The 24,290-nt window shown below is 68.8% G+C and carries 20 protein-coding genes, 1 tRNA gene, 1 pseudogene and 1 riboswitch; of the genes and pseudogenes, 7 read left to right on the forward strand and 15 right to left on the reverse strand.

All coding sequences use genetic code 11. From position 1 onward, the window contains the following. Positions 1–116: 116 nt before the first annotated feature. A complete protein-coding gene (locus ON38_RS31630; protein WP_039828977.1) occupies positions 117–1,340 on the forward strand; it encodes a globin domain-containing protein in 1,224 nt (407 codons plus the stop codon). Between the two features lie 10 nt (positions 1,341–1,350). Here ON38_RS31630 and ON38_RS31635 read toward each other — a convergent pair whose 3' ends face one another. Further along, on the reverse strand, positions 1,351–2,103 hold the full coding sequence (locus tag ON38_RS31635) for a MerR family transcriptional regulator (RefSeq protein WP_051165534.1): 753 nt from the start codon (positions 2,101–2,103) through the stop codon (positions 1,351–1,353). Positions 2,104–2,130: 27 nt separating this feature from the next. On the opposite strand from ON38_RS31635, the gene ON38_RS31640 reads away from it, so the two are divergent. Beyond that, positions 2,131–2,601: a DUF6194 family protein gene (locus ON38_RS31640; RefSeq protein WP_039828860.1), complete on the forward strand. Its 471-nt coding sequence runs from the start codon at positions 2,131–2,133 to the stop codon at positions 2,599–2,601. Between the two features lie 131 nt (positions 2,602–2,732). Here the strand turns inward: ON38_RS31640 and ON38_RS31645 are convergent. The 4 genes and pseudogenes from ON38_RS31645 to ON38_RS31660 form a co-directional block, all read right to left on the reverse strand. Beyond that, positions 2,733–3,872 (reverse strand): annotated as a pseudogene (locus ON38_RS31645) (bifunctional 2-methylcitrate synthase/citrate synthase); the annotation flags it as partial. Next, positions 3,872–4,786: a methylisocitrate lyase gene (gene prpB / locus ON38_RS31650; RefSeq protein ID WP_039828861.1), complete on the reverse strand. Its 915-nt coding sequence runs from the start codon at positions 4,784–4,786 to the stop codon at positions 3,872–3,874. The gene prpB and the pseudogene ON38_RS31645, both read right to left, overlap by 1 nt. After that, entirely contained in the window at positions 4,783–6,288 is a 1,506-nt protein-coding gene (gene prpD, locus ON38_RS31655) for a 2-methylcitrate dehydratase PrpD (RefSeq protein ID WP_039828862.1), read from the reverse strand. The genes prpB and prpD overlap by 4 nt, the downstream gene beginning before the upstream one ends. Before the next feature lie 867 nt (positions 6,289–7,155). Next, positions 7,156–8,583 carry a short-chain fatty acyl-CoA regulator family protein gene (locus tag ON38_RS31660; protein WP_174372478.1) on the reverse strand — a complete coding sequence of 476 codons (1,428 nt, stop codon included), beginning with the start codon at positions 8,581–8,583 and terminating at the stop codon, positions 7,156–7,158. A 297-nt stretch (positions 8,584–8,880) separates the two neighbouring features. Further along, positions 8,881–9,105: riboswitch (cobalamin riboswitch) on the reverse strand. A 555-nt stretch (positions 9,106–9,660) separates the two neighbouring features. Here ON38_RS31660 and ON38_RS31670 point away from each other — a divergent pair. Then, a tRNA-Pro gene (locus ON38_RS31670) sits at positions 9,661–9,734 on the forward strand. A gap of 509 nt (positions 9,735–10,243) precedes the next feature. On the opposite strand, the gene ON38_RS34520 is transcribed toward ON38_RS31670, so the two are convergent. The 4 genes from ON38_RS34520 to ON38_RS31690 all read right to left on the reverse strand — a co-directional run bounded on the left by ON38_RS34520 (position 10,244) and on the right by ON38_RS31690 (position 15,614). Then, on the reverse strand, positions 10,244–11,131 hold the full coding sequence (locus tag ON38_RS34520) for a hypothetical protein (protein ID WP_051165536.1): 888 nt from the start codon (positions 11,129–11,131) through the stop codon (positions 10,244–10,246). A gap of 12 nt (positions 11,132–11,143) precedes the next feature. Further along, on the reverse strand, positions 11,144–11,578 hold the full coding sequence (locus ON38_RS31680; protein WP_157182026.1) for a hypothetical protein: 435 nt from the start codon (positions 11,576–11,578) through the stop codon (positions 11,144–11,146). 29 nt (positions 11,579–11,607) lie between these two features. Further along, positions 11,608–14,439: a CHAT domain-containing protein gene (locus ON38_RS31685; protein WP_039828867.1), complete on the reverse strand. Its 2,832-nt coding sequence runs from the start codon at positions 14,437–14,439 to the stop codon at positions 11,608–11,610. 371 nt (positions 14,440–14,810) lie between these two features. After that, positions 14,811–15,614 (reverse strand): alpha/beta fold hydrolase, encoded by an 804-nt coding sequence (locus ON38_RS31690; protein ID WP_039828869.1) that lies wholly within the window; start codon positions 15,612–15,614, stop codon positions 14,811–14,813. Between the two features lie 199 nt (positions 15,615–15,813). Between ON38_RS31690 and ON38_RS31695 the strand changes: the two genes are divergently transcribed. Together ON38_RS31695 and ON38_RS36545 are read left to right on the forward strand one after the other, a co-directional pair. Beyond that, complete coding sequence (locus tag ON38_RS31695; RefSeq protein ID WP_506330623.1) at positions 15,814–17,103, forward strand: helix-turn-helix domain-containing protein; 1,290 nt, start codon at positions 15,814–15,816, stop codon at positions 17,101–17,103. Then, positions 17,100–17,249, forward strand: a complete 150-nt coding sequence (locus ON38_RS36545; RefSeq protein ID WP_157182028.1) for a hypothetical protein — start codon at positions 17,100–17,102, stop codon at positions 17,247–17,249. Before ON38_RS31695 ends, ON38_RS36545 begins: the two co-directional genes overlap by 4 nt. An 82-nt stretch (positions 17,250–17,331) precedes the next feature. Here the strand turns inward: ON38_RS36545 and ON38_RS31700 are convergent, their stop codons facing one another. The 5 genes from ON38_RS31700 to ON38_RS31725 form a co-directional block, all read right to left on the reverse strand. Further along, entirely contained in the window at positions 17,332–17,514 is a 183-nt protein-coding gene (locus ON38_RS31700) for a hypothetical protein (protein ID WP_039828870.1), read from the reverse strand. A gap of 645 nt (positions 17,515–18,159) precedes the next feature. Then, positions 18,160–18,654, reverse strand: a complete 495-nt coding sequence (locus ON38_RS31710) for a DoxX family protein (RefSeq protein ID WP_083873263.1) — start codon at positions 18,652–18,654, stop codon at positions 18,160–18,162. 481 nt (positions 18,655–19,135) lie between these two features. Then, a complete protein-coding gene (locus ON38_RS31715; RefSeq protein WP_039828872.1) occupies positions 19,136–19,771 on the reverse strand; it encodes a flavin reductase family protein in 636 nt (211 codons plus the stop codon). Between the two features lie 421 nt (positions 19,772–20,192). After that, entirely contained in the window at positions 20,193–20,687 is a 495-nt protein-coding gene (locus tag ON38_RS31720; RefSeq protein WP_039828873.1) for a hypothetical protein, read from the reverse strand. Between the two features lie 143 nt (positions 20,688–20,830). Next, positions 20,831–21,790, reverse strand: a complete 960-nt coding sequence (locus tag ON38_RS31725; protein WP_039828875.1) for an oxidoreductase — start codon at positions 21,788–21,790, stop codon at positions 20,831–20,833. Positions 21,791–21,860: 70 nt separating this feature from the next. Here ON38_RS31725 and ON38_RS31730 point away from each other — a divergent pair, with 70 nt between their 5' ends. Beyond that, the gene (locus tag ON38_RS31730; RefSeq protein ID WP_051165538.1) at positions 21,861–22,529 is read left to right on the forward strand and encodes a TetR/AcrR family transcriptional regulator C-terminal domain-containing protein; all 669 of its coding nucleotides are present in this window, start codon (positions 21,861–21,863) and stop codon (positions 22,527–22,529) included. A 121-nt stretch (positions 22,530–22,650) separates the two neighbouring features. Here the strand turns inward: ON38_RS31730 and ON38_RS31735 are convergent, their stop codons facing one another. Then, complete coding sequence (locus ON38_RS31735) at positions 22,651–23,421, reverse strand: cysteine hydrolase family protein (RefSeq protein ID WP_245564468.1); 771 nt, start codon at positions 23,419–23,421, stop codon at positions 22,651–22,653. Between the two features lie 188 nt (positions 23,422–23,609). Here ON38_RS31735 and ON38_RS31740 point away from each other — a divergent pair, with 188 nt between their 5' ends. Beyond that, on the forward strand, positions 23,610–24,233 hold the full coding sequence (locus tag ON38_RS31740; RefSeq protein WP_039828991.1) for a TetR/AcrR family transcriptional regulator: 624 nt from the start codon (positions 23,610–23,612) through the stop codon (positions 24,231–24,233). Positions 24,234–24,290: the final 57 nt, after the last annotated feature.

Here is a 24,290-nt window from a genome sequence, read left to right on the forward strand (position 1 = left end):
CAATTGACATCCTGTAACTGGTCATATAGTCCACTATGTAAATGAGTAATCCGTTGAGTACAGCCACGGCGGGTGCGGCCACCGACAGCCGCCGCGGCGGAGCGAAGGAGGCCGATATGACAACCACGCCCGCCCCCGGTCTCGATACCCGGCACGCCGATATCGTGCGTGCCACGCTGCCGCTGGTCGAGGCGCATCTCGACGCGATCACCGCCACCTTCTACCGCGACCTGTTCGATCGGCATCCACAGCTCGGCCGAGATCTGTTCAACCGCGGCGACCAGGCCCAGGGCACGCAGCCGCGGGCGCTGGCGGCGTCCATAGCCCGCTTCGCCGCCCGGCTTGTCGACCCCGCCGCCCCGCAACCGGATTCGATGCTCGCGCGGATCGGCCACAAACACGCGTCCCTCGGGATCACCGCCGAGCAGTACGACGTGGTGCACGAACACCTCTTCGCCGCCATCGTGGCGGTCCTCGGTGCCGAGGTGGTCACCGAACCGGTCGCCGCCGCCTGGGATCGCGTGTACTGGTTGATGGCCGACGCACTGATCGCCCTGGAGAACCGGCTCTACGCGGAGTCCGGAGTCGAACCCGGCCAGGTCTTCCGGGAGGCGCTGGTGACGGCCCGCGAAGACGATCCCATGGGCGTCGCGGTATTCACCGTCGAATCCACCGATCCGGTCCGCCCCTTCCCCGGATACGCTCCCGGACAGTACATCTCGGTCGGCCTCCCGCAGGCGGACGGCGCTCGCCAGTTGCGGCAGTACAGCCTGCTGGGCGTGCCCGGCGACGGACGTCTCGTCTTCGCGGTGAAACGCGTCGATCCCGCGCCCGGGCGGCCCGCCGGAGAGGTCTCGACCCGGTTGTACGACCGGATCGGGCTGGGTGACACCCTCACGGTCACGCTGCCGTTCGGTGATGTCACGGTGGACCCCGGCGCTACGACGCCCCTCGTCCTGATCTCGGCCGGTATCGGCATCACGCCGATGATCGGCATCCTCGAATACCTGGCCGCTCACGCGCCGGGCCGTCGAGTGCACCTGGACCACACCGACCGCGCCCCCGGCACCCGGCCGCTGGGCAAACGGCTGTCCGCCCTGGCCGCCCGGCTCCCCGCGCTCGGCCTGCGCTGGCGCTATCGCGACCACACCGATGATCTCGGACGCCACACGTTCGACCTCGACGCTGCCGCTTTCCCCGGCGACGCCGAGTTCCTCCTCTGCGGCCCCACCACCTTTCTGCACACCGTCCGCGGCACATTGCTGGAGCAAGGCGTCCCATCCGGACGGATCCGCACCGAGCAGTTCGTCCCCACCGACTGGCGGGAGAGCACCGCGTAAACCGGGCGGATCAGCCGCACTCCGTCCGCAACAGCATGTGCAGCGCGGCACCGGCCTCCAACAGCGCCGCGGACCGGGCGTCGAGTCCGGCGTCCCGCGCCGCCAGGGCCCGGCCGATCTCGTCCCAGCCGTGGGCGCCCCGCAACCAGGGAATCAATTCCCGCAGCGCGGAGATACCGTAGCCGGCGAGGCGGAGCTGCTGGACCAGCCGCGCGATCCGGACGTCATCGGGGAGGTAGCGGCGGGTCGCGCCCTCGGCACGCTGTGGCACGACCAGCCCCTCGGCATCCCAGTGTCGCAGCGTCGAGGGCCGGACCCCGAGCGCGCGGGACAGTTCGGCGATGCTCATGGCGTCGGCCGGCCGGATATCGCCGAGGGGCTCACCGGCGATAACCCGGGCCGCCTCCCGCGCGAACGCGAGGTCCCGGCGCTCCCGATCCAGATCGGCATGTGCGCGATCCAGCAGCGCGAACAGCCGGGACGGCCCTTGCTCCCGTGCCTCGCGCAGAATCCGCTTCGCCTCGACCGGACCGGTACCGGCCGCCAGCGCGCGATAGGCCCGCACCGCCCACAGATGCGCCTCGCCATACATCCGGTAGCCACCGGGCGTGCGCGGCACCGGCGGGAGCACACCGTCACGTTCGAGGTTGCGGATCTGCTGGACCGAGTAGCCGGTGGCCCGGCCGATATCGGCGGTCCGCAGACCTGCGGAGTTGCGACTTGCGATCGCGATTTCCTGCGATTTCTCGCCACAACTCTCCATAAGCACTTCAATGTAACGCTCGAAGGCATGACATTCGACGAAATCATCGAATACCTCGGCGCCCGCGACGGCGTACTGATCCAGCGACCCCGCCCCGGCGACGGGACCCCGGAGATCGCGTGGGGTGACGCGTTCTTCTACTACGCACCCGACGGCGCGGTCCCGGCCAACACCCAGCCCTTCGCCACCCTCGTCACCAAGGACTACCCCGGCGACGAACGGTCCCGGCTCGACCGGCCCGGCGTCTTCCGGGTGAACATCCACGTCGGTAGGGAGTTGTTCACCACCTGGACCGGCCGCGCCCCTCGCGACCCGGAACCCGCCGGCACCGACCCCGCCGCGACCGACACCGTGATCGCCCATCCGGTGTACGGCGGACTCGGCTGGCTGGCCGTGGTCGCGCCGGGCCCGAACACCGCCGACACCGTGCGAGAACTTCTGGAGGTCGCCTACGACCGTGCCCGGGCACGTAGCCACCGACGGTCCGGGAACCGGTGACCTGCCCGGCCACGCGAAGGCGAGGGCGTCGGAGGTCGGAGGCGCAGGCTTGCCAGGCCTTACCGACGTCGCGCGGCGCACCGACGATCACCGCCCCGGCTCGGTAGTTCCGGGCCCCAGGCCACTACCGGGCGTTGCGCGACGCCCACGTATTCGCTCAGCGGCCGGATCAACGCATTGGATTCGCCCTGTTCGATGATGTGGGCGGTCCACCCGGTGATCCGGCTCATGACGAATATCGGCGTGAACACCTCGATATCGAAGCCGAGCAGGTGGTAGGCGGGGCCGGTCGGGAAGTCGAGATTCGGCTCGATCCCGGTGGCCTCGCCCATGGCGCGCTCGAGGGCCTCGTACATACGCACCCACCGCTGCCCATCGGTGGCCGCGGCGATATCCAGGAAGGCCTGTTTCATGGTGGGCACCCGGGAGTCACCGTTCTTGTAGACCCGGTGACCGAAGCCCATCACTTTCTCCTTCCTCGCCAGCTTGTCGCGCAACCACTGCCCGGCCAGCGCCGGATCACCGATCTCGATCATGTGCTGCATGACGGCCTCGTTGGCGCCGCCGTGCAGGGGGCCTTTGAGCGCACCGATGGCGGCGGTGACGGCACTGTAGATATCCGAGAGCGTGGAGGTGACCACGCGGGCGGCGAACGTGGAGGCGTTGAAACTGTGCTCGGCATAGAGGATCAGCGAGACCTCGAACGCCCGGACCAGTTCCCGCGCGGGCACCGTCCCGAAGCACATGCGCAGGAAGTTCTCGGCGTAGCCGAGGTGGGAATGCGGCGCGATCGGGTCGAGGCCGTGGCGGCGGCGGTGATCGGCCGCGACGATCGTCGGCAGCACCGCGAACATCCGCAGCGCCTTGGCGCGATTGGCCCGCGCCGAATTGTCCTCCTCGGCGGGGTCCTCGGCGCCGAGGTAACTGATGGCGGTCCGCACGACATCCATGGGGTGGCAGGTGTCCGGCAACTTCGCCACCAGCGACAGCAACGAGCGGTCGGCGCGGCGCGCGGCCCGTTCCCGTTGCCGGAACCGTTCCAGCTCGGCGTCGGTGGGCAGTTCGCCGTACCAGAGCAGGTGCGCGACCTCCTCGAAACTGCAGTGGGCGGCCAGATCCTGCACCGCGTACCCGCGGTAGGTGAGCGAGTTGGTTTCCGGCACCACCATCGAGATCGCGGTGGTGTCGACGACGACGCCCGCCAACCCCTTGTGGACGGTCGGTATCGCGGCCCCGGCCCCTATCGGATCGCCGAGCGACGCTGTGCTCATCACTGGTCCTTTCCCAGAGTGAAATCGAATATGTCCGAGTCGAATTCGTTGTAACGCTGGTACCGCAGCAGGTCGTAGAGCCGGCTGCGGGGCTGCATACGGTCCAGCAGGCCGGACTGCGTGCCCGTGGCGTAGATCTCGCGCAGGCCCGCCTCCGCGGCGTACATCGCCAGGCGCAGCGTGGAAACCGGATAGATGACCACGTTGTAGCCGATCGATTCGAGGGTGGCGGCCGGGATCGGCTCGGATCTGCCGAACTCGGTCATATTGGCCAGCAACGGAGTGGTCACCGCGGCGCGGAATCGCTCGAATTCCGCGGGCGTGCGCAATGCCTCGGTGAAGATCAGGTCCGCGCCGGCATCGGCGTAGGCCCTCGCCCGCTCGATCGCCGCGTCGATCCCTTCGATCCCCGCGGCGTCGGTACGCGCGCAGATCACGAAGTCCGGATCACGGCGGACCGACACGGCGGCGCGCAGCCGGCGGACCATTTCACCGGTCGGCACCACCGCTTTGCCGTCGAGGTGACCGCAGCGCTTCGGGTTGACCTGATCCTCGAGATGGCAGCCGGCGACCCCGGCATCCTCCAGGACGGTGACCGTCCGGGCGGCGCTCATCGGCTCACCGAAACCGGTATCGGCATCGATGAGGACCGGCAGATCGGTGACCCGGGCGATCTGCTGCCCCCGCCCCGCCACCTCGGTGAGCGTGGTGAGTCCGATATCCGGCAGTCGCAGTTCGGCGGAGAGCACCGCGCCCGAGATGTACACACCCTCGAAGCCGATCTCCTGGATCAGCGCCGCCACCAGCGGGTTGAAGGCGCCGGGGAAACGCTGGATCCGCCCGGAGGCCAGACCGGCACGGAACGCGGCACGTTTGTCCGCCGCCGACGTCGACGCCGCGAGCAGACCGGTCATCGGAACAGTCCCTTCGGGGAGCGCGGCGCGCGGGCGAGCACATCCGGCGATACGGTGAAACTCAGCTGCGGCAACTCGTCGGCGGACAGCTCCCCCGCGCGCTGCGCCACCTCGAGAAACCGGTCCTGTTCGGCCGGCTCGAGGACGCCTTCGGCGAGGGCCCGGAATTTCGCGAGGTACCGTTCGCGACCGAAGGGCCGCGCGCCGAGCGGGTGGGCGTCGGCCACGGCGAGTTCGCCGACAATCACCTCCCCGCTCTTCAGGGTGACCTCGGCGCGGGCGCCGAACGCTTTCTCGCGCGGATCGGTGGAGTGGTAGCGCCGGGTCCATTCCGGATCCTCGGCGGTGGAGATCTTGCGCCACAGCTCCATGGTGTCGGGACGCTGCGCGCGTTCGGGCGCATAGGACCGCTCGTGGTGCCAGGTGCCGTCCTGCAGAGCCACGGCGAAGATATAGGGCACCGAGTGGTCCAGCGTTTCCCGCGACGCCCGCGGGTCGAATTTCTGCGGGTCGCCGGATCCGGTGCCGATGACCACATGGGTGTGGTGGCTGGTGTGCAGCACGATGGAGGCGATCTGGTCAAGATCGCCGATCCGCTCGCGCATCCGGCGGGCGAGATCGATCGGCGCCTGGCTCTGGTACTCCGCGGAATGCTCCTTGGTGTAGGACTCGAGAATCGCCCGCTTGGGCTCCCCCGGGCCCGGCAACGGCACCGAATACTCGGCCTCCGGTCCCCCGAGCAACCAGGCGATCACCCCGTCCTCACCCTCCCAGATCGGGGCGGGCGCACCCTCCCCGCGCAGGGCGCGATCGACGGCCTCCACCGCCATCTTCCCGGCGAACGCGGGCGCGTAGGCCTTCCAGCTCGAGATCTCGCCCTTCCGCGACTGACGGGTCGCGGTGGTGGTGTGCAGGGCCTGGCCGATTGCCTGGTAGACGGTCTCGGTCTCGAGTCCGAGCAGCGTGCCGATACCGGCCGCGGCCGACGGACCGAGGTGGGCCACATGATCGATCTTGTGCTCGTGCAGGCAGATCGAACGCGCCAGGTCGATCTGGATCTCGTAGCCGGTCGCCAGGCCACGCAGCAGGTCCCGGCCGGTGCGTCCGGCATGCTGGGCGACCGCCAGGATCGCGGGAATATTGTCGCCCGGGTGCGAGTATTCCGCGGCCAGGAAAGTGTCGTGAAAATCGAGCTCCCGTACCGCCACCCCATTGGCCCACGCCGCCCACTCCGGCGAGAACCGGCCCTCCACGCCGAAAACGGTCGCCCCCGGCCGGTAGGGGTGCGCCAACGCCTGGTCCCTGGCGGTGGCGACCGGGCGCCGGCTCAGTGCTGCCGCGGCGACGGCCGCATTGTCGATGATCCGGTTGACGATCATCTCCGCGATCTCCGGAGCGACCTCCACCGGATCGGTCGCCACCTCGGCGATCCGCCACGCGAGATGTTGCTCGCGAGGGAAATGTTCCGCGGAACGGTGGGTACGGACGAGATGATTCTTCACGGTTGGGCCTCCAGGCGATCGATGTAATTCGCTCGATTCGCACGCTACCGAGGCTTCGGGATCGGGAAAATGGGTTGCAGAAAGCGAATTGTGCAGAACCGATTCTGCGAATTTGCGGAAGTTGCGTAATCCCTATAGGCGCCCGGACCTGCGCCGTCGCCGCCCGTAGGGGCCCGAGCTCACGTCCGGCACACCAGCAGAGCAAGACGAGAAACATCTGATTCAGCAGCCCGAAAGGATGTGCCTCGCCCGCCGAGAATATCTACAAAAGTTCTCGACAATTCCTGAATTCCCGAGATCGAGAATTGAGTCCGAACCGTTTCTGTAGCCATTCGGAAATGTACGAGAACCGGCCCGGAATTCCATCGGAGATTTCACAGCGCCGGTGTCGCCGGCTCGGCGCATGAACAGACAGGAGACAGTGCCGACGATGGTGGAAGAGCCCGTGCCCGCGGTCGCCGGCGGAGCCACCACGCCACCCTCCCCGGAGCCACGCCGCCGCAGATCCCCCGCACCGCACGGCCGCGGCCGGCCGCAACGCGGACGCCGACGGGCCGTTATGGCCAAGTGCTGATCCGGCGCATCATACGCCGTCCCCGCATGGCATCCACAGATCCCTGATCCCGTCGTTGCCGAAGGGCAGTCGGCCCTGCCGGGCCGGCGGCGGGGACTGGCGCTACCTGTCCCCGCGCCAGACCTGGACCGCTGCCTGGGTCACTGCCGCCCGAGCGGCGCCCATCCATCGATTCCCGGGCACCGGCCGCGCGGCCCACGGCCTTTCGCCCGACCCGACGCCCGTTCCCGGCAGACCGTGCAAACCTTCGCCACCCCGACGACCACCGCCGGTTGTTCTACGGGGCAGCCACCTCAACGACCGGTGCTCGCCGGTGCGTAGGGAGTGTTCGCCGGACGATTCTCGTCCGCCGCGAGCGGACGACCGATCTGCGGGAACGCCCGTTGCGCGCACGCGGTGCGTTCACAGACCCGGCAGCCGGCGCCGATCGGGACAGCAACCGCCGCATCGTGCACGGGCAGCCCGTGCGAGTAGACGAGCTTCTCCGCGAAGGTGAGGTCACAGCCGAGTCCGACAGCGAAATGCCGGGCGGGCGCGAGATAGCCGGGGTTGCTCTCCCCGGTGGTGCGCGCCAGCCAGAGATAAGTGCGCCCATCGGGCATCTCGGCGATCTGCGTGCGGATCCGGCCCGGGGTCGCGAAGGCGTCGTGCACCACCCACAGCGGACAACTCCCCCCGACCCGCGAGAAATGAAAGGCCGTGGCGGACTGCCGTTTGGAGATATTTCCCGCCCGATCGGTGCGGACGAAGAAGAACGGCACGCCGCGTTGCCCGCGCCGCTGCAGCGTCGACAGCCGATGGCAGACCGTCTCGAACCCGACCTCGAATTGCGCGGAGAGCAGGTCGATGTCGTAGCGCAACCGCTCGGCCGCATCCAGGAAACGCCCATAGGGCAGGATCAGCGCACCGGCGAAATAGTTGGCCAGCCCGATCCGCAGCAACCGCAGCGACTCCGCCGGCAGCGTCCCGGTCTCCTCGAGCAGCTCGTCGAGCACCTCCGACTGGCTCAGGAAGGCCAGCTGCGTGGCCAGCTGGAACGCACGCTGCCCGGCGGTGAGACGCCGCGCCAGAGTGAGGATGCGGGCCCGCGGATCGTAGACGCGTTTGGGTCCCGGCCGGCCCGGATCTTCCGACCGGATCCGCACGGCCACCCCGAACTCGTCGCGCAGCAGCCGCGCCAGCTGCAGATCCAGCCCGCCCAGCGTGAACCCGCTCCGGACGAACAACTCCTCCGCCGCGGTATCCAGAGCCGGAATGTGATTGCGCCGGTCGTAGAAGTAGTCCCGCACATCCTCATAAGGCATCGCGGCCCGCGGCGCCGCGGCCGGACCGTCGATCCCGGCAGTGAGGTGTTCCACCTGCTCGTCGGCCGTGCGCAGTCGCCGGTGCTGGCTGATCAGCAGCCGCGCCGCCGTCGGCGCCCGGCTCAGCAGATCGTCGAGTTCGCTACTGGTCACCGCGGCCGTCTCCGGATCCTCGGCGAACACTTCGTGCAGATCGGCGAGCAGCCGCGCATCGGTCTCCGGTGCGAAGAACCCCACCTCCAGATCGAAGGTCGAGGTCAGGCGCATCAGCACCGGCACCGTCAGCGGCCGCTGATCGTTCTCCAGCTGGTTCACGTAGCTCACCGACAACCCGAGCGCCTTCGCCAACCCGGACTGGGACAGCCCCCGCTGCTCACGCAGCGCACGCAACCGCCCCCCGCCGTACATCTTCTCCACCGCCGGCACCTTTCCTCGCAGGACGACTGACAGACATCGAACCGTCCGATACGGCGGTCCGCACGAAAACGACAGCGAGCCCGGGCCGACAGCACCCACCCGTCCTCCTGTGCGCGGAGCCACGGCGGCGCGTTCGCGTTCGCGCGGAACAACTTCGACGACGCCGGCACAGCGCACACTCCATCGGTAGCACCAACGACCACCACCCCTGCGAACGCGCGCGACCCACCGCACCCGGCCGGATACGTGGAACGCCGGCGTAACGCCCGATCCACGAGGCGACAGCCGCCGGACACGGCGTGCCCGGCACAACCGGCAGGTCTTCGGACTCACGGGCACCGACCACACTCGGCCGACCCGGGTCCGCACCCGGGCTGCTACTACCACGCCGTCGCTTCCCGGGCCCCAGCCCAGTGCATGTGACGGCGGTCGCTCCCGCTCACCGCTGCGGGACAGTCCCGGATTCCCACCGGGTTCCCTCTCACCCCGCCGTGCGGCATCACCGATATCGCACGTCGGGCTTCGACATCCCACGCCTCTTACGCGGCGCGAGATGAACCAGCTGCACGCGCCAGGATATGCCCGGCCCGACCCGCACTCCAGTGGGGCAACCGGCACGGCAGAGCAACGGCTCGGGCCGGTGTTTCGACCGGACGAGGTGCGATACCGGCAGCGGACAGCGAAACGCCGCCGGGCGTGCGGCCCAGCGGCGTTCGGTCGGGATGTCGGCGTCCCACAAGCGCCTCTCGGCGAGTGGTCGCTCGTAGCGACAAAGGGGTGAGGCCCGGGGCTGTCCGGACGCCGACACGGGGTTCAACAGGGACAGCCGGGGAGCTATTCCACCAGGCGGGTGACGTCGGCCACGGGGGTACCCATCGGTCGGTCGAACGGCCCCCGGCCGGACACCACTGTCGGTGGCGACCGACTGCGGCCGCAGTACGCCCGAGCCGAACTCGTGGTGCGCGGCACGCGGCCGATGAGCGGATGGAAAACCAACAACACCCCGCTCGAGCAGCCGATTTCCTCTCTCGAACACCTCTGAGGTAATCTCATCGAGCGCCGGAACACACGGCGCAACGGGCTGTGGCGCAGTTTGGTAGCGCACTTGACTGGGGGTCAAGTGGTCGCAGGTTCAAATCCTGTCAGCCCGACAAAGAAAACCCCTCCTGACCAGCGGCCGGAGGGGTTTTCTTGTTGTAGTGACCTGAGCGTTTCCCGCACGATCTCACAAAAATCTCACGTTTTCGCCCCTACCGGCCCCGCGCCCAGCGCTCCAGAACCTCCCGATTTTCGGGCACGGTCTCGGGGATATCGATGTAGTGAGCCTTGACCACCGCGCGAGTATTGCCGAGCTGACGGGCCGCGCGCTCGGGCCCGACGTAGGCATGGTCGACGGCGGTCGCCGCGCCCTTCCGAAGGGGCGCGGGCGTGACCCAGGCGAGGTTCTCGCCGCTAGCAGCACGCCAGGTGCGGCCGAAGTTGTTGGGGGTTGCGCAGCGGGCCGTTGCGCGCCGGGAACAGCAGGCCCGGGGTTCGCGCGACTGGGGGTGGTGATCACCTGGCCGGGAGCGTGCTTCTCGAACGGGAGGAGCTCCACGACAACAGGCAGCACCATATGCCGGTAGGCCGGTCTTCGCTCAACTGGACCCCACATTCCGGATCAGGGCCCCGCCGGCACGCCACCCGAGCATGCCTGGGAGGTGCCGGTCGAGGGCCCGGGGAGGAACGTGCCTTTGTCCAGGATGCTTTCGACGGCGTGGCTGTCGGCCCGGGTGAACCGGCCGTGCGGCAGTGGTACTCCCAGGGCCGAGGCCAGCTCCGGGAGTTTGACGTCGGTCAACGCTTCGACGAGGAGACCGAGTTCGGCGGCCGCGCGGCGAGCGGCGATCCAGGCCGAAAGGTAGAGAGCGGCTCCGACTGTGGCGGCCGGCCACCACAGTAGTCCCAGAGCCAAGTAACCGAGGGACCATGCGGCCCGCACCGAGGCCGCGGTGTACCGGTCCCAGGCAAGCTGGACGGGGACGCGTTGGCTGTCGTCACACAGGTGCCACAACCGGGGCCAGACCCGGACCAGCGCCACCTGATACTGGGCGTCCACCCGCTTCTCGGCAAGCAGCAGGTGGTCTCCGATGCGGGTCGCCCGTTCGGGGAGGTAACCGGCGTGATGGTCTGGCGGGGCCGCGTTTTCGGCCTGCCGGATCCGTCGGCGGCGGGCGCGGCCCAGCAGCTTGCCGCTCAGCACGCCACGTCCCAGCCACAGCCGGGCGATGAGACGGCTCAATTCCGCAGCAATGCCGGCCGAGGCTGCCGCGGTGAGCGTCACCAGGGCGGCGAGCACCAGCCGGTGTGGGGTGCTCGCCAACCATCGGGGCGGCGCCTGATCCAGTCGGCCGCTGAGCAAGGCCGGGTCGAGGGCATGCGCCGCGCCGAGCGAGTGCAGCCACCAGGACAGCGCCAGCGTCAGTGCGAAAAGGAGGCCGGGTAGTGCGAGCAGAGTGATCCACCGCTCGGCGAACTTGGAGCCCAGGCCGGTGAGAAGGCCGTCCATGACGCGCGCCGCCTAGGGGTCGAGTCGGTAGGTGGCGGGCTGCAGCGGACGGTCGTCGAGGTGACACCACGGCTCGCGCGCGTCCTGGTCACGACCACGCGGTGGACAGAGGGCACGCGGACAATGGAAGCGCTGCCCGATCGGACGCGAGTCCCATACGTCCCGCAGGGGCAATTCGCCGGACCCGCGCACCGTGCCGGAGGCGTCCAGCAGCAGGGCCGCCAGCGCCTCGGTGGCAGGTCGCCCGTCCCGTACAGCCGTCACCTGGGCTTCCAGCTCCGGCCGCCAGCCGTATCTGTCCGCTTCGGCGCGCAATAGCGGTAGTCGCTCGCAGAACCAGGCGTGAGCCAGTGTGGGGTCCTGCGGCGGCGCGCTCGACTCGGCGGGAGGCGGCGGGGCGGAGGCGGGTTCGTCCTGGCGGGCTCGTCGCCGGAAAAAGGAGGGCATACGTCAACTCTGCACCAGCACTGGCTATTTCAGGGACCGATATGCACGAAGGGGGCCCAGCGGGCGGGGTCGGCCCGGTATTTTTCGCGCAGCCGGCGCTGCGCGTGATGGAGTGCCACTGCGGGGCCGCATCTCCCGGTCAGCACTCTGCGGTAGAAGTCGTCGGCGACCGTGGGCCCATCCGCGCTGTTGATCTGCCACATGGTCCCGATCACGTGGGAGAAACCGTTCAGGTGGAACGCCGCGGCCGGATGGAGTACCTCGTCCGCCGCCCGCGCGTCCGGGAGCGCAGAGACACAGGCCGACAGGAATGCCAGCCGCTCACCGGTCAGGTTCATATTCGCCAGTTCGTCCAGGCCGAGAGGCCCGTCGTGCAGGATCAGGCCGCTCTCGTCGCCGTGGCAGGCGAAGTGAACCCAAGGGTATTCGGACAGCGCGGCCCGTGCCGCGGCGACGGTGAGCTCCTGCTCACCCAGGGTCCTGGCTGCGGGGAACCGGGCCGAGACGATCGCCGCCTCCTCCTCGGCGTGCTCGAGTTCGGGCATGCCGGGGGTCTTGCGCAGCGAGGCGACCAGCATCGACGGAGGCCGGGTGGGAATGACGACATCCGACCCGGCCCGGTGGGCGTCTCGTAATGCCCACAGGCTGGGGGTATAAGAGGAGACGACATGGTCGATCAGTGCGGGGCCGTGCTTCTGATCGTGGTGGCCTGCCAAGTGCAGGGGAATGGCGGCCAACGGGCCGGTCGGGCACCACCAGACCCGGCGGTCCGGGCCAAGATACGGCTCGACCGCCTCGAGAACAGGAGCGGCGACGGTGTCCCAGAGGAGGCGGGCCAGGGCGAGGGCATTCATACCCCTGATGGTGGGGGTGAGCAGACCGCCGGCCCGCGCGGCCAGTTCGGCATGGTCCGCCAGGGGCAGCCCTACTCGTACCGGATCACGATCGGCCGATACGACGATCGCGGCGCAGCCTGTATCGCTGATGTTGACGATGACGACGGGCCCGCCGCGGGCCGCCTCCCGCAGGTCGGAGAAGCTCATCCGCCGGCCTTGACCGTGTTCGGCTGTTACCCTTTCCCATTCGGCGGCCAGCTCGGCACGCGCCGTGGCCGCGCGGTACCCGGACAACACATCGCGGCCTTCCGCGCCGGAATAGCCGGGCCTGTCCAGCTCACTGCGCAGTTCCGCCAGCCGGGCCGACGCTGCGCCTGGCGCTTCGGTCCGGCGCAATCGGCGGGTCTGCGACCAGATGACGGTCCGGCTCAGCTCCAGCAATTCCACGGCCCGGCCGACCTGGCCCATGGACAGCGCGATGTCCGCGACCGATGGTGGTGACAGAGCCTGGGTGCCCAGCACCACTTTCCGGTCATGAAGGCTCAACCCGAGGGAGGCGGACTGTTCGGTCAGCATCAGGGCACGCTCGTAGTAGGAGAGAACCGACTCGTGGTCTCCGTCCAGGGCGAGAACGGCTCGGAACAGGGCGGACACGACGTTCAAGGGAAAGGACACATCCGGCATTGCGTCCACCGTGTCCAGCAGGTCCGCCACCAGCGCACGCTCCGGCCCGTCCTGCCACGTCGGCTCCTGGACGGCGGTGACCAGCAACATCGTCAGGCCTTCTGCGGCATCCGTACCCTCGGCAGCCAGGTCCCGGGCCGTCGCGGCGGCCTCCGTCAGATCGCTGCCGTTCGCCACCGCGCGGTGCCGGAGCACCAGCGCCCAGATCAGCGCGGACGACGGACCGGCCGACCGGAGTGCGTCGATTGCACGCGACAGCGTGGCCACATCCGCCTGCCGCTCGTATTGCTTGACCAGAAGCCGGCCGAGGACCCCACCCGCAGTCTCCGCCGGAAGCACGACGGCGGCATGCTCGGCCAAAGCGAGGGCCCGGACGAGATCGGCGTCGTCGGCGGCGGGGTCTCGTGTGTGCCGCAATCCCAGAGCCCAGGCGAGGGTCAGCGCGATCGCGGCACGCGCATCGCGCCCGGCGAGAACCGGGGTGCGGCGGTGGAGTCCCTCCAGGACCCGCAAGGCCGTGTCCAAGTGCGGACTCGCCTGGGTGCGGTGATACTCGGTCACCAGGGCATCGGCAACGACCAGACGCATCTTCACGTGTACCTCCCACAGCGGACTGAACCGGAACAGCCGGCCCGGCTCGTCCAGCCGAGGAATTCGGTCCACTGTGCGCAGGACGCTGTTCCAGAGTTCGTCGTGAGGGCGGCCCGCATCGATGCGCAGCAGCAGACCGAGCAGTACCTCTTCCCGGTACGGCCGCTCGGCGATCTCCTCACCCAGCTTCAGGACCTCCCGCGACAGCGCTTCCCGGTCTCCCTCCTTCTGCAACCGCAGGAACCGACGCCCGTAGCGCAGCAGACGGCCCAGGTGGTCCGTCAGCCAGGGGCCGGTCACGAGGAGGAACGCGGATGTGGCAGTGCTCAGCGAGCCGAAGAACCAGAAGAACGGACGGTCGGCCACCAACCAGTGGGACAGATTGCTACCCATCGGCACGCCCGCCACCCGATCACGGAAAAGCAAGAGCAGCAAGACCGCACACCACGGCGCGGCGGCCCAGCCGAGCGCCCCGACGGACAGTGCCACCGGACGCTCCCGCCAGGCCACCAGGCCGATGCGGATATCCTCTCGGTGGCCCTGGAGCACTCCTGCCATCAGCAGCGCGAGGGCCAAGGCGACCACGGGATAGAGGAATTGACCGGCCCCATTGGTGGTCAACGACTTGGACACGCCCGTTTCGGGGTCGTAGTACAACACGAAACGAAGCCCTTGCCGCTGTCCGAGCCACCACCCCCACCCGGCCATCCCGGCGCCACCGATGACGACCGCCCCGCTGAGCCACCGCATACGGGCAGTATGGCAAGAAGCCCCGCCGGCAAGGTAGTCCTGATCCGGCTCGAACTTCGCCCCTGACGGGCCGGCAACTACTGCAACGGAACCGACGACGATGGACGCAATACCTACAACGTCCTCGACATCACCCTCGCCGACGGAGCCCCACCGCCCCACGTCGGTATCGAACGCAACTTCTACACCACCTCGTCGGGCGGGGTCTGTGGCAAGACATCGATCGAGGCCGTCCGGTTGCGGACTGCTGCGACCTGCCGGCCCGTCGTGACGAAGCCGCATCCACCATGTCGAATATCAGCGGGCCGCCAGGTCGAGCAGTCCGTGCGGCCGGGGTCGGTTGCTGTTTCGCCGACGCGCCCGCGATCGGGTCACAGGAATTCGGCGAGCACCTGGTTGAACCGCTCGGGCTCCTCGGAGAACGGGGCGTGACCACTGTCCGCGAAGCGTGTAACGGTCGCGTCGGGCAGTTGCGCGGCGATCCACTCGTCGAGCGGGCCGGGGAAGATCTTGCTCTGGGCGCCGTACACCAGCAGGGCCGGCACCGCGACCTCCGGCAGGACCGCTCGAAAATCGGCGAAGGCCATGTCGTACCAGATGGCACAGGCGGCAGCCGTGGACATCTTCATTGTTTCCGCGTAGATCGCGTCGATCACGTCCTCGGGCGGCGTCTGCGCGAAACACGCCGCGATGAACGGCTTGATCACCAGCGGGCGGGCGTGCCGGACGGTTTGGACGAACAGCGCCAGGTCATTGTCCGAATAGCCGCCCTGCAACGGGAATTGCCAGTCCGGACCGTCCAGAAAACGCGGCGACTGGTCGATGAACACGACCGAACGCAGGTTCGCGCAACCGAACTGCTGCACATACGCGAGCGCGACGGCGACCCCCATCGACCATCCGGCCAGCGAGATTTGCTCCAGCCCCAGGTGTGTGATCAGGCCCTGCACATCCCGGGCGTACTGGGCAAGCGTATGCCCGTCGTCGGTTTTACCCGAGGAACCGTGCCCGCGCAGATCGACCGTGATCACCCGGTGCTGCTCGGCAAGGGCGGGCACATTCTGCGCCCAGAAGGTGGAGTTCATGGTCCAGCCGTGGATGAGCACGACGGGTCGGCCGGAGCCGTGGTCCTCGTAGTACAGCGGCACTCCGTCGGGCAGTTCCAGGTACGGCATCGATACCTCCGGTTCGTGGGTTGGGCTCCCACAATGACCGGCCCCCGCCTGCCGGCCCAGCACCGGCCGCACGGTTGCAGCAACGTTGCAACGCCGTTCCGGGCGTTTGTCCACCTTCCCGCTCCGTGCTATTCCTCATGGGACGCACCGGCAACGTGATCGCCGCCGGGCGCGGATCGCACTATTCCGAGGCAGGCGCATGGTGGGGACAGGAAAGAGTCGGACGGTGCGCCCGGACGTGCGGGCTTCGTGGGACCGGGCCCGGCATCACGGTCTGCATCCGGATCGACATCTACCCGAAGTGCGGCTCAGCACCGCCGAACTCCGATCCGGGCCGCGCGATCGGCGCCTGGTCGCGGCGTGGCCGGTAGTGTTCGCGAGCCTGGAGGCGGCGGCCACCGAACCGGGTCATGTCCTGTTCGGCGGCGACGCGGAGGGGCATCTCCTCTGGGTCCACGGTGACCCCCCGGCCCGCCGGACCGCCGAACGCGCCAATCTCGTACCAGGTGCGCGCTGGCACGAAACCGAGGCGGGCACCAACGGAGTAGGTACCGCACTGGCGCTCGGCCGGGCTTTCCAGGTACGCGGACCCGAGCACTATCTCTCGGTCGCCGCCGATTTCACCTGTACGGCCGCACCGATTCGCGATCCGCGCAGCGGCGCGGTGATCGGTGTCGTCGATGTGACCTGCCGGACGAGCAATACGAACAAATTGGCCATGCCGCTGGTGACCGCCGCCGCGCGGCTGGCCGAAGCCCATCTGCGTGAGCTGGCCGGACGCCGTGACGCCGAACTGCGGACCCGCTATCTCGATCGAGTACTACAGCGATCAGGTGATCTCGGGGCGCTGATATCACCGGACGGCCAGGTCCTCTACGCCGCTCCCCCCGGCTGGCTGCCGTCGGTGTGGCCCGGACCGGTCCGGGACGGTGAGATGGTGCTGCCCGGCGGTCGCCGGGTCGTGGTGGAACGGCTGGCGCCGGACGGACCGTACGCGGTCCACGCACTGTCCGAGGACGCCACCGAGCAGGTGCCGCAAGTGGTCGCGCTGGGCCGCAACCGGGTCGCGTTGTGGATGGACGGCGTAGTACATGAACTCAGTCCGCGGCACAGCGAGTTGCTGGTGTTGATGCTGGCACGCCCGACGGGTTCGACCGCGGCGGACCTCGCCGAGGGTCTGTACGGCGACAACGGCAAGACGGTGACCGTACGCGCCGAACTCGCGCGCCTGCGCCGCATTCTCGGCTACCGCCTGGCCTCCGATCCCTATCGGTTGAACCCGCGGATCTACTGCGAGCTCCTTGCTGCGGTGTGTGACAACGGTTCCGCCGAACCGTCCCGAGGCGGCACCGAAATGCTCGCGGGCTCCACCGCACCGGGCATCCAACGGCTACGGCAGCGTATCCACCTCCGGGCCCCGGGCCCCGACAGGACGCACCGACCGGCTGAGCCGAACAGCACTGCGCACCCCAGCGCGATTCCCCAGTGAATACCCGTGTCGACCGCGACGAATACGGCGTCCGCGACGGCGCGAGCGGCAAGCACGAGCAGACTCTCGGCATCGTGCACGAAACAACCGCCGATGTCCTTCTTCCTGCATCGCGTCGTCCTTTGACCACCTCGCCGGAGCAATAGACGCGGCCTGCGGAAGTACCCGATGACAGCCGCCTGCTCGGCGCGTCTGCATGCGGGCGTATCCGGCCGGTGTCTCGTGCGGTCAGCAGGGCGCCAGCGGGAAGCACGCCGGCGGTGGGGCAGCAGGCTTCGCGGGTACCACCGTCGAGGGCACGACAGGAGCGTCGGTGCGGGCATCCGGCGTGTCCATGTGAGTGAGGGTCAGCACGACCAGCACCAGGATCACACCGGCCAAGAGCGCGCCGAGAGCCCACAGGGTGGGCATGACCGAAGCACTGCGGGAACCGGGATAGTACGGCGACCGCCCGCCACCCCGCCGCGGCGCGGGCCGGTCGGTGAAGCGGATGGACGACTTGACGTAGCTTCCACCCGGACGTCCCCTGCGAGAATGCCCCCGCACAGTCTCGAACCCCATGACCGAAGTATGACGCGCCACTCCGGCACACTGGCTCGGTTCGAGCAGACTGTTATGAGTCGGTGGGGCGGTGGCCGCCAGGTGGATCGTCGGCCCGCCCGGCGAGGCCGGTGACGGTCACTTGGTCACGGAACCTGCGTAGCTCGTCAGGTCGGCCCCGGCCGGCGCGGCGAGGTCTGTATCGGGCCAGGGGACGCAGATCTACCGGTATCCGGCCGAGCAGGCCGGTGCCGGGTGAATGCTCGGCCCACCAGTACTCCGGGCCCGTGTTCGGGTGGCCGTTGGATTCGGTGCCGTCGGTGTTGCATTCGGTATCGGTCCGCGGACGGCGGAGCTCTGGCAGGGTGTCCTGCCGTGGCCGATATCGAGAATCCTGCATTGACAGCACCCACCGACATGCCGGAGACGATGGCCCGTATCAGATAACCGAAGGCGAACACCGCCCGCTATTTGCCGGCACGCCATGACATTCGCGGCCCGCGAACGGAGTGACGGTCAGGGTGAAGGTGCCCGCGCGGTCGCCGATGCCGTGCGCAGGCGGGCGTCGAGTGACCAGGCGCCGGCGCCGACGGACAGTAGGAAGACGCTGCCGCACAGCATGGCCAGGTCGGTACGGGATTCGTGGATGAAGTCCCACCACCCGGACCCGCTACTGAACAGCGGCGCGTCGCTCCACAGGATGGGTAGTTTGGTGATCAGTAGCGCCCCGGCCATGTTCACGATCATCGGAATCACCGCTACCCGGGTGAGCAGTCCGGCGAGGATCAGGGCACCACAGCCGATTTCGAAGACGGCGTCCAGGTGCGCGAAGAAGCCGGCAGCGGGGATCCGGGCCTTGTCGAAGCGTCCGGTGCCCAACTGTTCGGGGTAGAGGAATTTCTGTATGCCTTCGCACACGAAGATCACGCCGAGGTAGAAGCGGATCAATACCACCGCTGCGGGCGCGGAGGTCGCGGTCAGGCGAGTGGTCCAGGAGCTGGTGTTGAGCACGAGGGGTCCCTCTCTTCCGTGCGGTGGTGGGCGGTGTCGTAGGACCTCGATGTCGGAGCGTAGGTGAGGATGCGACGCAAGTCGTGACGACGGCGCCGGGGCGCCTATCGGCAGGCCATCTCGGCGAGGTCGCCGCACCGCCGTAGTGATGCGGGCACGGCCACAGACCCCGACCACTGCTTCGACTCCCTGCTGGTGGCCCTGCGCGGTCGGGATATCGTCATCGAACACGATGACCAGGGCCGGATCGAGCGGCCCGCACCCATTTATTGGATCGACTCCGATCCGGTGCTCCCGGATTCACCACCTCCCTGGCGCTGATCGCCCCTCCGGGACGTCTCTCCTAGCCGGGAGGCGGGCCACCCGGATCTCGGTGACGAAACCGCATACGGGCGTGCGGTGTCACCTGTTCGACCGCGAGTAGATCGGCGCCGCAGGCAGGTCACGGCGCGTTGGCGATACCGAGCCGCCGCGCGCAGCCTCAGCGTTCGCGATCGGGACGGCCCGGCCACCGCGCATAGGGGATGCGGGCGATGTCCAGCACTTCACCGATCGTCGACCATTCGTTGCGACCCAGACGCGCCAGTGGGCGCAGCCGATCGATCGCGGGGAGACTGTTGCCACGGGCATCCGTGCGCACCACATCGGTATCGACCGCTGCATGCAGCACCCGGCCGATCACCACGGTCGAGTCACCGAGCTCCAGGGAATGTTCGAGTCGGCACTCCAGTGCGACCGGCGACTCCGCGACCCGCGGTGGCGTCACGGTCACACTGGGCTCCGGTGTCAGCCCGATCTCGGTGAACTCCGACAGCTCGGCGGGAAAATCCGTGCCCGTGGCATTCACCTGTTCGAACATCGACTCGGTGGCCAGGCAGACGACGAACTCGCCGGTCTCGAGCACGTTGCGCAGCGAATCCTTTTTGCCCACCGAGGTGAACTGCACCATCGGCGGCGCGACACACGACACCGTGAAGAAAGAGTGCGGGGCGAGGTTGTCGACTCCGGTGACCGACCGGGTGGACACCCAGGCAATCGGACGGGGAACGACAACACTGGTCAACACCTTGTAGAAGTCGCCGTATCCCACCACATCGGGATCGATACCGGTGCGCATACGGCAACTCACTCCTTCCGGCGGGGTCTTCACCGCACGGCCGTCACGCATGCTTCACAACATACGGGCATATGGCAGGAAGTCCCGTTTGCACACAGGTCTCCCACAGTGACGGGCTGTATCCGCCTTCGCACATCACGACGAGTCCGAACGCTATCATCCGACGCCGTCACAGCAAGTTCGGCCACCGGCCCCTGCGATACCACCGAAGGCGACCTGCCTTCCGGAACCACCAGCCGGTGGCGCACCGGATCCTGTCCTGTCCTCTTCGATCTCCGCCTCACGGCAGTGTGCGGAGCCTGGGCCCCGGTCACGGCGCAGGCCGACGCACAGCCTCTCGACCCGAGTGACCCCGACCAGCGGTCCCTCGACCTATCTGCGCGCGATACCGGCAAGACGGGCGGCCGTCCGGGACGCGCGGTCAGCCGCCGAGGACTTTCCAGCGCTCATTCTCCGCCGCCTGTGAGGGTTCCCCGTTCCACAGGTTCACCAAGTAGTTGGGGTCCACGAGCTCGGCCTCGGTGTTGAACTCCGGGCCCGTGTCGGACACGTACAGCACGAAGGTGCGCTGACCGAGCGGGGTGGGCCCGAGGGCGCGGGCGATGTCGGACGCTATCGGGCGCAAAGCATCCGCGTCCGCCGAGCCGGGCACGCAGAGATCGAACGCGACGCCGGTCTGGCCGGGGTAGTCGCTGCCGGTCGAGATCCGAGCGGTGACCACCGATACCCCCACGGGCAACCTCAGTCCGTCCGCGAACACCGCGAGCTCGGCGTCCGCGATCGGCGACGGCGGGAAGCACGCGGTGGCGGGCGTTGCCGTTTCGGCCGCGGGGGCGGTCTCGCTGCCGCATCCGGCGAGCAGCAACGCACCGCCGGTGAGTGCGGCGATGGCCCATACGGCCCAATTCCGAATCATGATTTCCTCGCGTCCGAGCCGGGACGCACCTGGCCCCCGCTGATCCTGACAGTGGATCGGCGGGGGCGCTTCTCGCCTTTCAGGTCGGCCCGACGCACTGATCGCCGACGTCGTGCCCGTGCCCGGCCACTCGACGATCCCGCTCAGTCCGGGACGACGACGGCCCGGGTCCGCCCCTGATGCCTCCAGGCGTCACCGACGCGGCCGAGCGGGTACACGGTGTAGGACGCGTCGAAGGTGCCATCGGCGAACCGGGCGAGGATATCGGGGAGCTCGGCGATCATCTGCTCTTTCGACACCGAGCCCTTACCACTGCCGCTGATCCGGATGCGCCGGCTGCGCAGAAGTGACGCGGGTAGCACCGCCTCGGCTCCGGCGAGCGAACCGATCTGCACATAGTCGACCGCCGCGCTGTCGTCCTGCGGGCCGGACTCCCCCAGTGCCGCGAAGGCGGCCTCGGCGACCGGACCCCACACATAGTCGAGGACGAGGCCGGGCCGTGTCTCGGCGACAGCCGCGGCGAGGACGGCCGCCCAGGCGTCGGGCGCGTCGGGCGCGAGCGCAACGGTGACCACGTCCGGCCGGTGCAGTCGTTCCAGCGCGTCGCGGTCGCGCCCGACCGCGACCACCTGCTTCGCACCGAGGGACAGCGCCGCCCGCACTGCCAGCCCGCCGGACATACCGGTTGCGCCGAGTACCAGCACGGTGCCGAGTTCGCCCGCGGCCTCGTGCCGGGCGATCAACGGCATCCAGCCCGAGAGGGCGGGATTCATACCGGCGGCGACCGCGAGCGGATCGGCCCCGGCGGGCAACTCGACCTCGAACGGCGTGACCAGCCATTCCGCCATGGTCCCCCAGGGCGATCGGGCGAAGCCCGTGTAGACCGGCCGCCCGTCCGCGGTCCGGGCCACCGCGTCGACGCCGGGCACGAGGGGATATACCCGGTCGCTGCCGTAGTGGCGACCGGCGGCCATCCCCCGGACGACGTGGTGCAGGCCCGCGCCCAGAAGTTTCAGCGGCGACCGGCCGGGCCGCTGTTCCGGATCCGGGAAGTCCGCGCAGACGGGTGTGGTGCCGGGACTTTCGACGACTGCAGCGCGCATGTCGCTCTCCTTAACAAAGTTAAATTCTGAATGCCGACCACTGTCCCTGAACTTTGTTAAGGTGTCAACCGTGGCCAAGGGAATCACCCGGGAGCGGATCGTGGCGACGGCCCTCGAACTGCTCAACGAGCACGGCATGGACGCCCTCACCGTCCGCGCGCTCGCGGCCCGGCTCGATGTGAAGGCCCCCGCCCTGTACTGGCACGTTCGCAACAAGCAGGAACTGCTCGATGAGATGAGCACCTTCGTCATGCGCCGCGTCACCGACGCCCTCGCGACGATCGCTCCCGGCGGCGACTGGCGAAACGACATCGCCGCCTACGCCCGCATCCTGCGGGCGGAGTATCTGCGCCACCGCGACGGTGCGCGCATCTTCAGCGGAACGCGCTTCTCCGACCCCGAAGTGGTGAGGGCGAAAGAATCCTGGCTGGCGCGCTTGACGGCGGCCGGGTTCGAACTGTCGGAGGCCGACGATGCCCTCGACCTGGCCACCGCGTTCGTGGTCGGCTTCGTCATCGAGGAACAGGAACGCAGCCGATCGGCGCACACCGACCCGGCGCGGTACTCGCTCGCCGGACGCGACGAGTGGCTGGGCGACGGCGCCGATCTGGTCAAGGCCGCCGGGCACCTGCGCGACGACGGCGACCGGAGGTTCGAACGGCAGCTCGGCATCGTTCTCGACGGCCTCGCGGCCCGGTTGTCCCGACGGCCCGGTCCGGGTCCGGCCACCACGCTATGACGTAAGGCAGGGATGTCGTCGGCCGAGGCGGAGCGGGCGCCGGATCACCACCTCCGTCCGACGCCCGCGGCCGGCGCGAAGCCTTCTGCCGAGGTCAGCGGTCGCTCCGACGCGCGACGCCTCAGCCCGAAACGAACAACGGGTCGGTCCAATACCGCGGGTCGCGGCCGTAGTGCGGTGTCGAATACGCGCGGTCCCAGGTCGCCCCGGGGGCGATGAGCTCGCGCCAGGGCGCGACCTCGACGTACATCACCCGCATGGAATTCAACGACCCGGCGTGCAGGACGGGGCCGTCGGTGGTGACCGCGTCCTCGGCGACGGCGACTTCGAAGTTCCGTTCCAGGGCGGCGCGGACCGTCGCCTCCACACAGACATTGGTCTGCAGCCCGCACACGATCAGACGGTCGACGCCGAGTGTCCGCAGGACGGGTTCGAGTTCGGTGTAGGCGAAGAAACTGTGCCGGGTCTTGTCGAGCACCGGCTCACCCGGTTCCGGTGCGACGGCGTCCATGATCTGTGATCGCCAGAGCTTCTCTTCTTCGGACAGCGCGGGCAGCCGATCGGCGCGGATCGCGCGGTGCCGAGCCGATCGAGGCGTCGACGCCGACGGGGACACCTGGCGCGAATAGATCACCGGGACCCCCTGTGACCTCGCCTCGTGAATCAGCGACCCGCATTCGGCGACCACCTCGTCCCGCCGCCACAGGGGCGGCCATCCGTAGGCTTCCCGGACGTCCTGCACCAGATACGAGTTCTGCACGTCCACCACGAGCAACGCCAACGACCCCATGAGCACCCCTTGTGTATCGAGAACTGCGGCGTCCCAACCCTTACCGCAGGCGAACACCCAGTATGCGTTGCCGATCGGATCGGCGAGGAGCTCCCGGCCCACCCTGCACCGGGTGTACCGGCTCTGCGAGCGCGTCCCGCGGCCGGTGCGTGGATCGGAGGTCGCTCCCGCCCGGCGGGGCTCGGTTTCCGACGCCTCCTTGCACACCGCCCGGCAAGAGAGAGTGCAGGCAGTGCGGCCGGGGGACCCGGGTATCGGTAACGTCGTTGCCCGAGGAGGTGGTCGGGACGGTGAACACGGCAATAGTCCGGGCGAGAGAGGAGCGGCGGCGCACGATCGTGGCCGCGGCGTCCGGGTTGTTCGCCGCCTGCGGTTACCGGGCGGCGAGTATGGACGAGATCGCCTGCCGGGCCGGGATCAGCAAACCGGTGCTGTACAAGTCGTTCTCGAGCAAGCTGGAACTCTATCTGGCGGTTCTGCACGAGGCGGTACAGGTACTGGGTGCCACGCTCACGGCGGCGTTGGCCTCCGCCCGGGATATGCGATCGATCGTGACGGCGACGGTGGCGGCGGTGTTCGACTTCGCCGCCGACAATGCGCGCTGCGCCGCCCTGCTGGCCGGCGCGGCCGACGCCGAGGAGCCGGCCGCGCAGCGTATGGCCCGCCAGGCCACCATGATCTGCACCGATGCCCTCTTGCGGGCGCTGGCACCCACTGCTTCGCTGCGGGCCGAGCGGGGATGGCTGATCGCGGCGGAGATCGTCGGGATCGCTCAGTCGTGCGCGCGGGATTGGGTGGTCACCGGCAAGCAATTGCCCCGGCACGAAGCCGTCGCCACGACCGCCGGTCTGTGCTGGACCGGTCTGGCCGGTGTGCAACTCGCACCGAACCGCCCGGTCCCCGCCGGCGACTGAGCGCTGTTTCATCGAACGCGGTGCCACCGTGCACGACGACGGGCCGATACGACAGGC

The sequence above is a fragment of the Nocardia testacea NBRC 100365 genome, assembly GCF_000308775.1.
GTDB lineage: Bacteria > Actinomycetota > Actinomycetes > Mycobacteriales > Mycobacteriaceae > Nocardia > Nocardia testacea.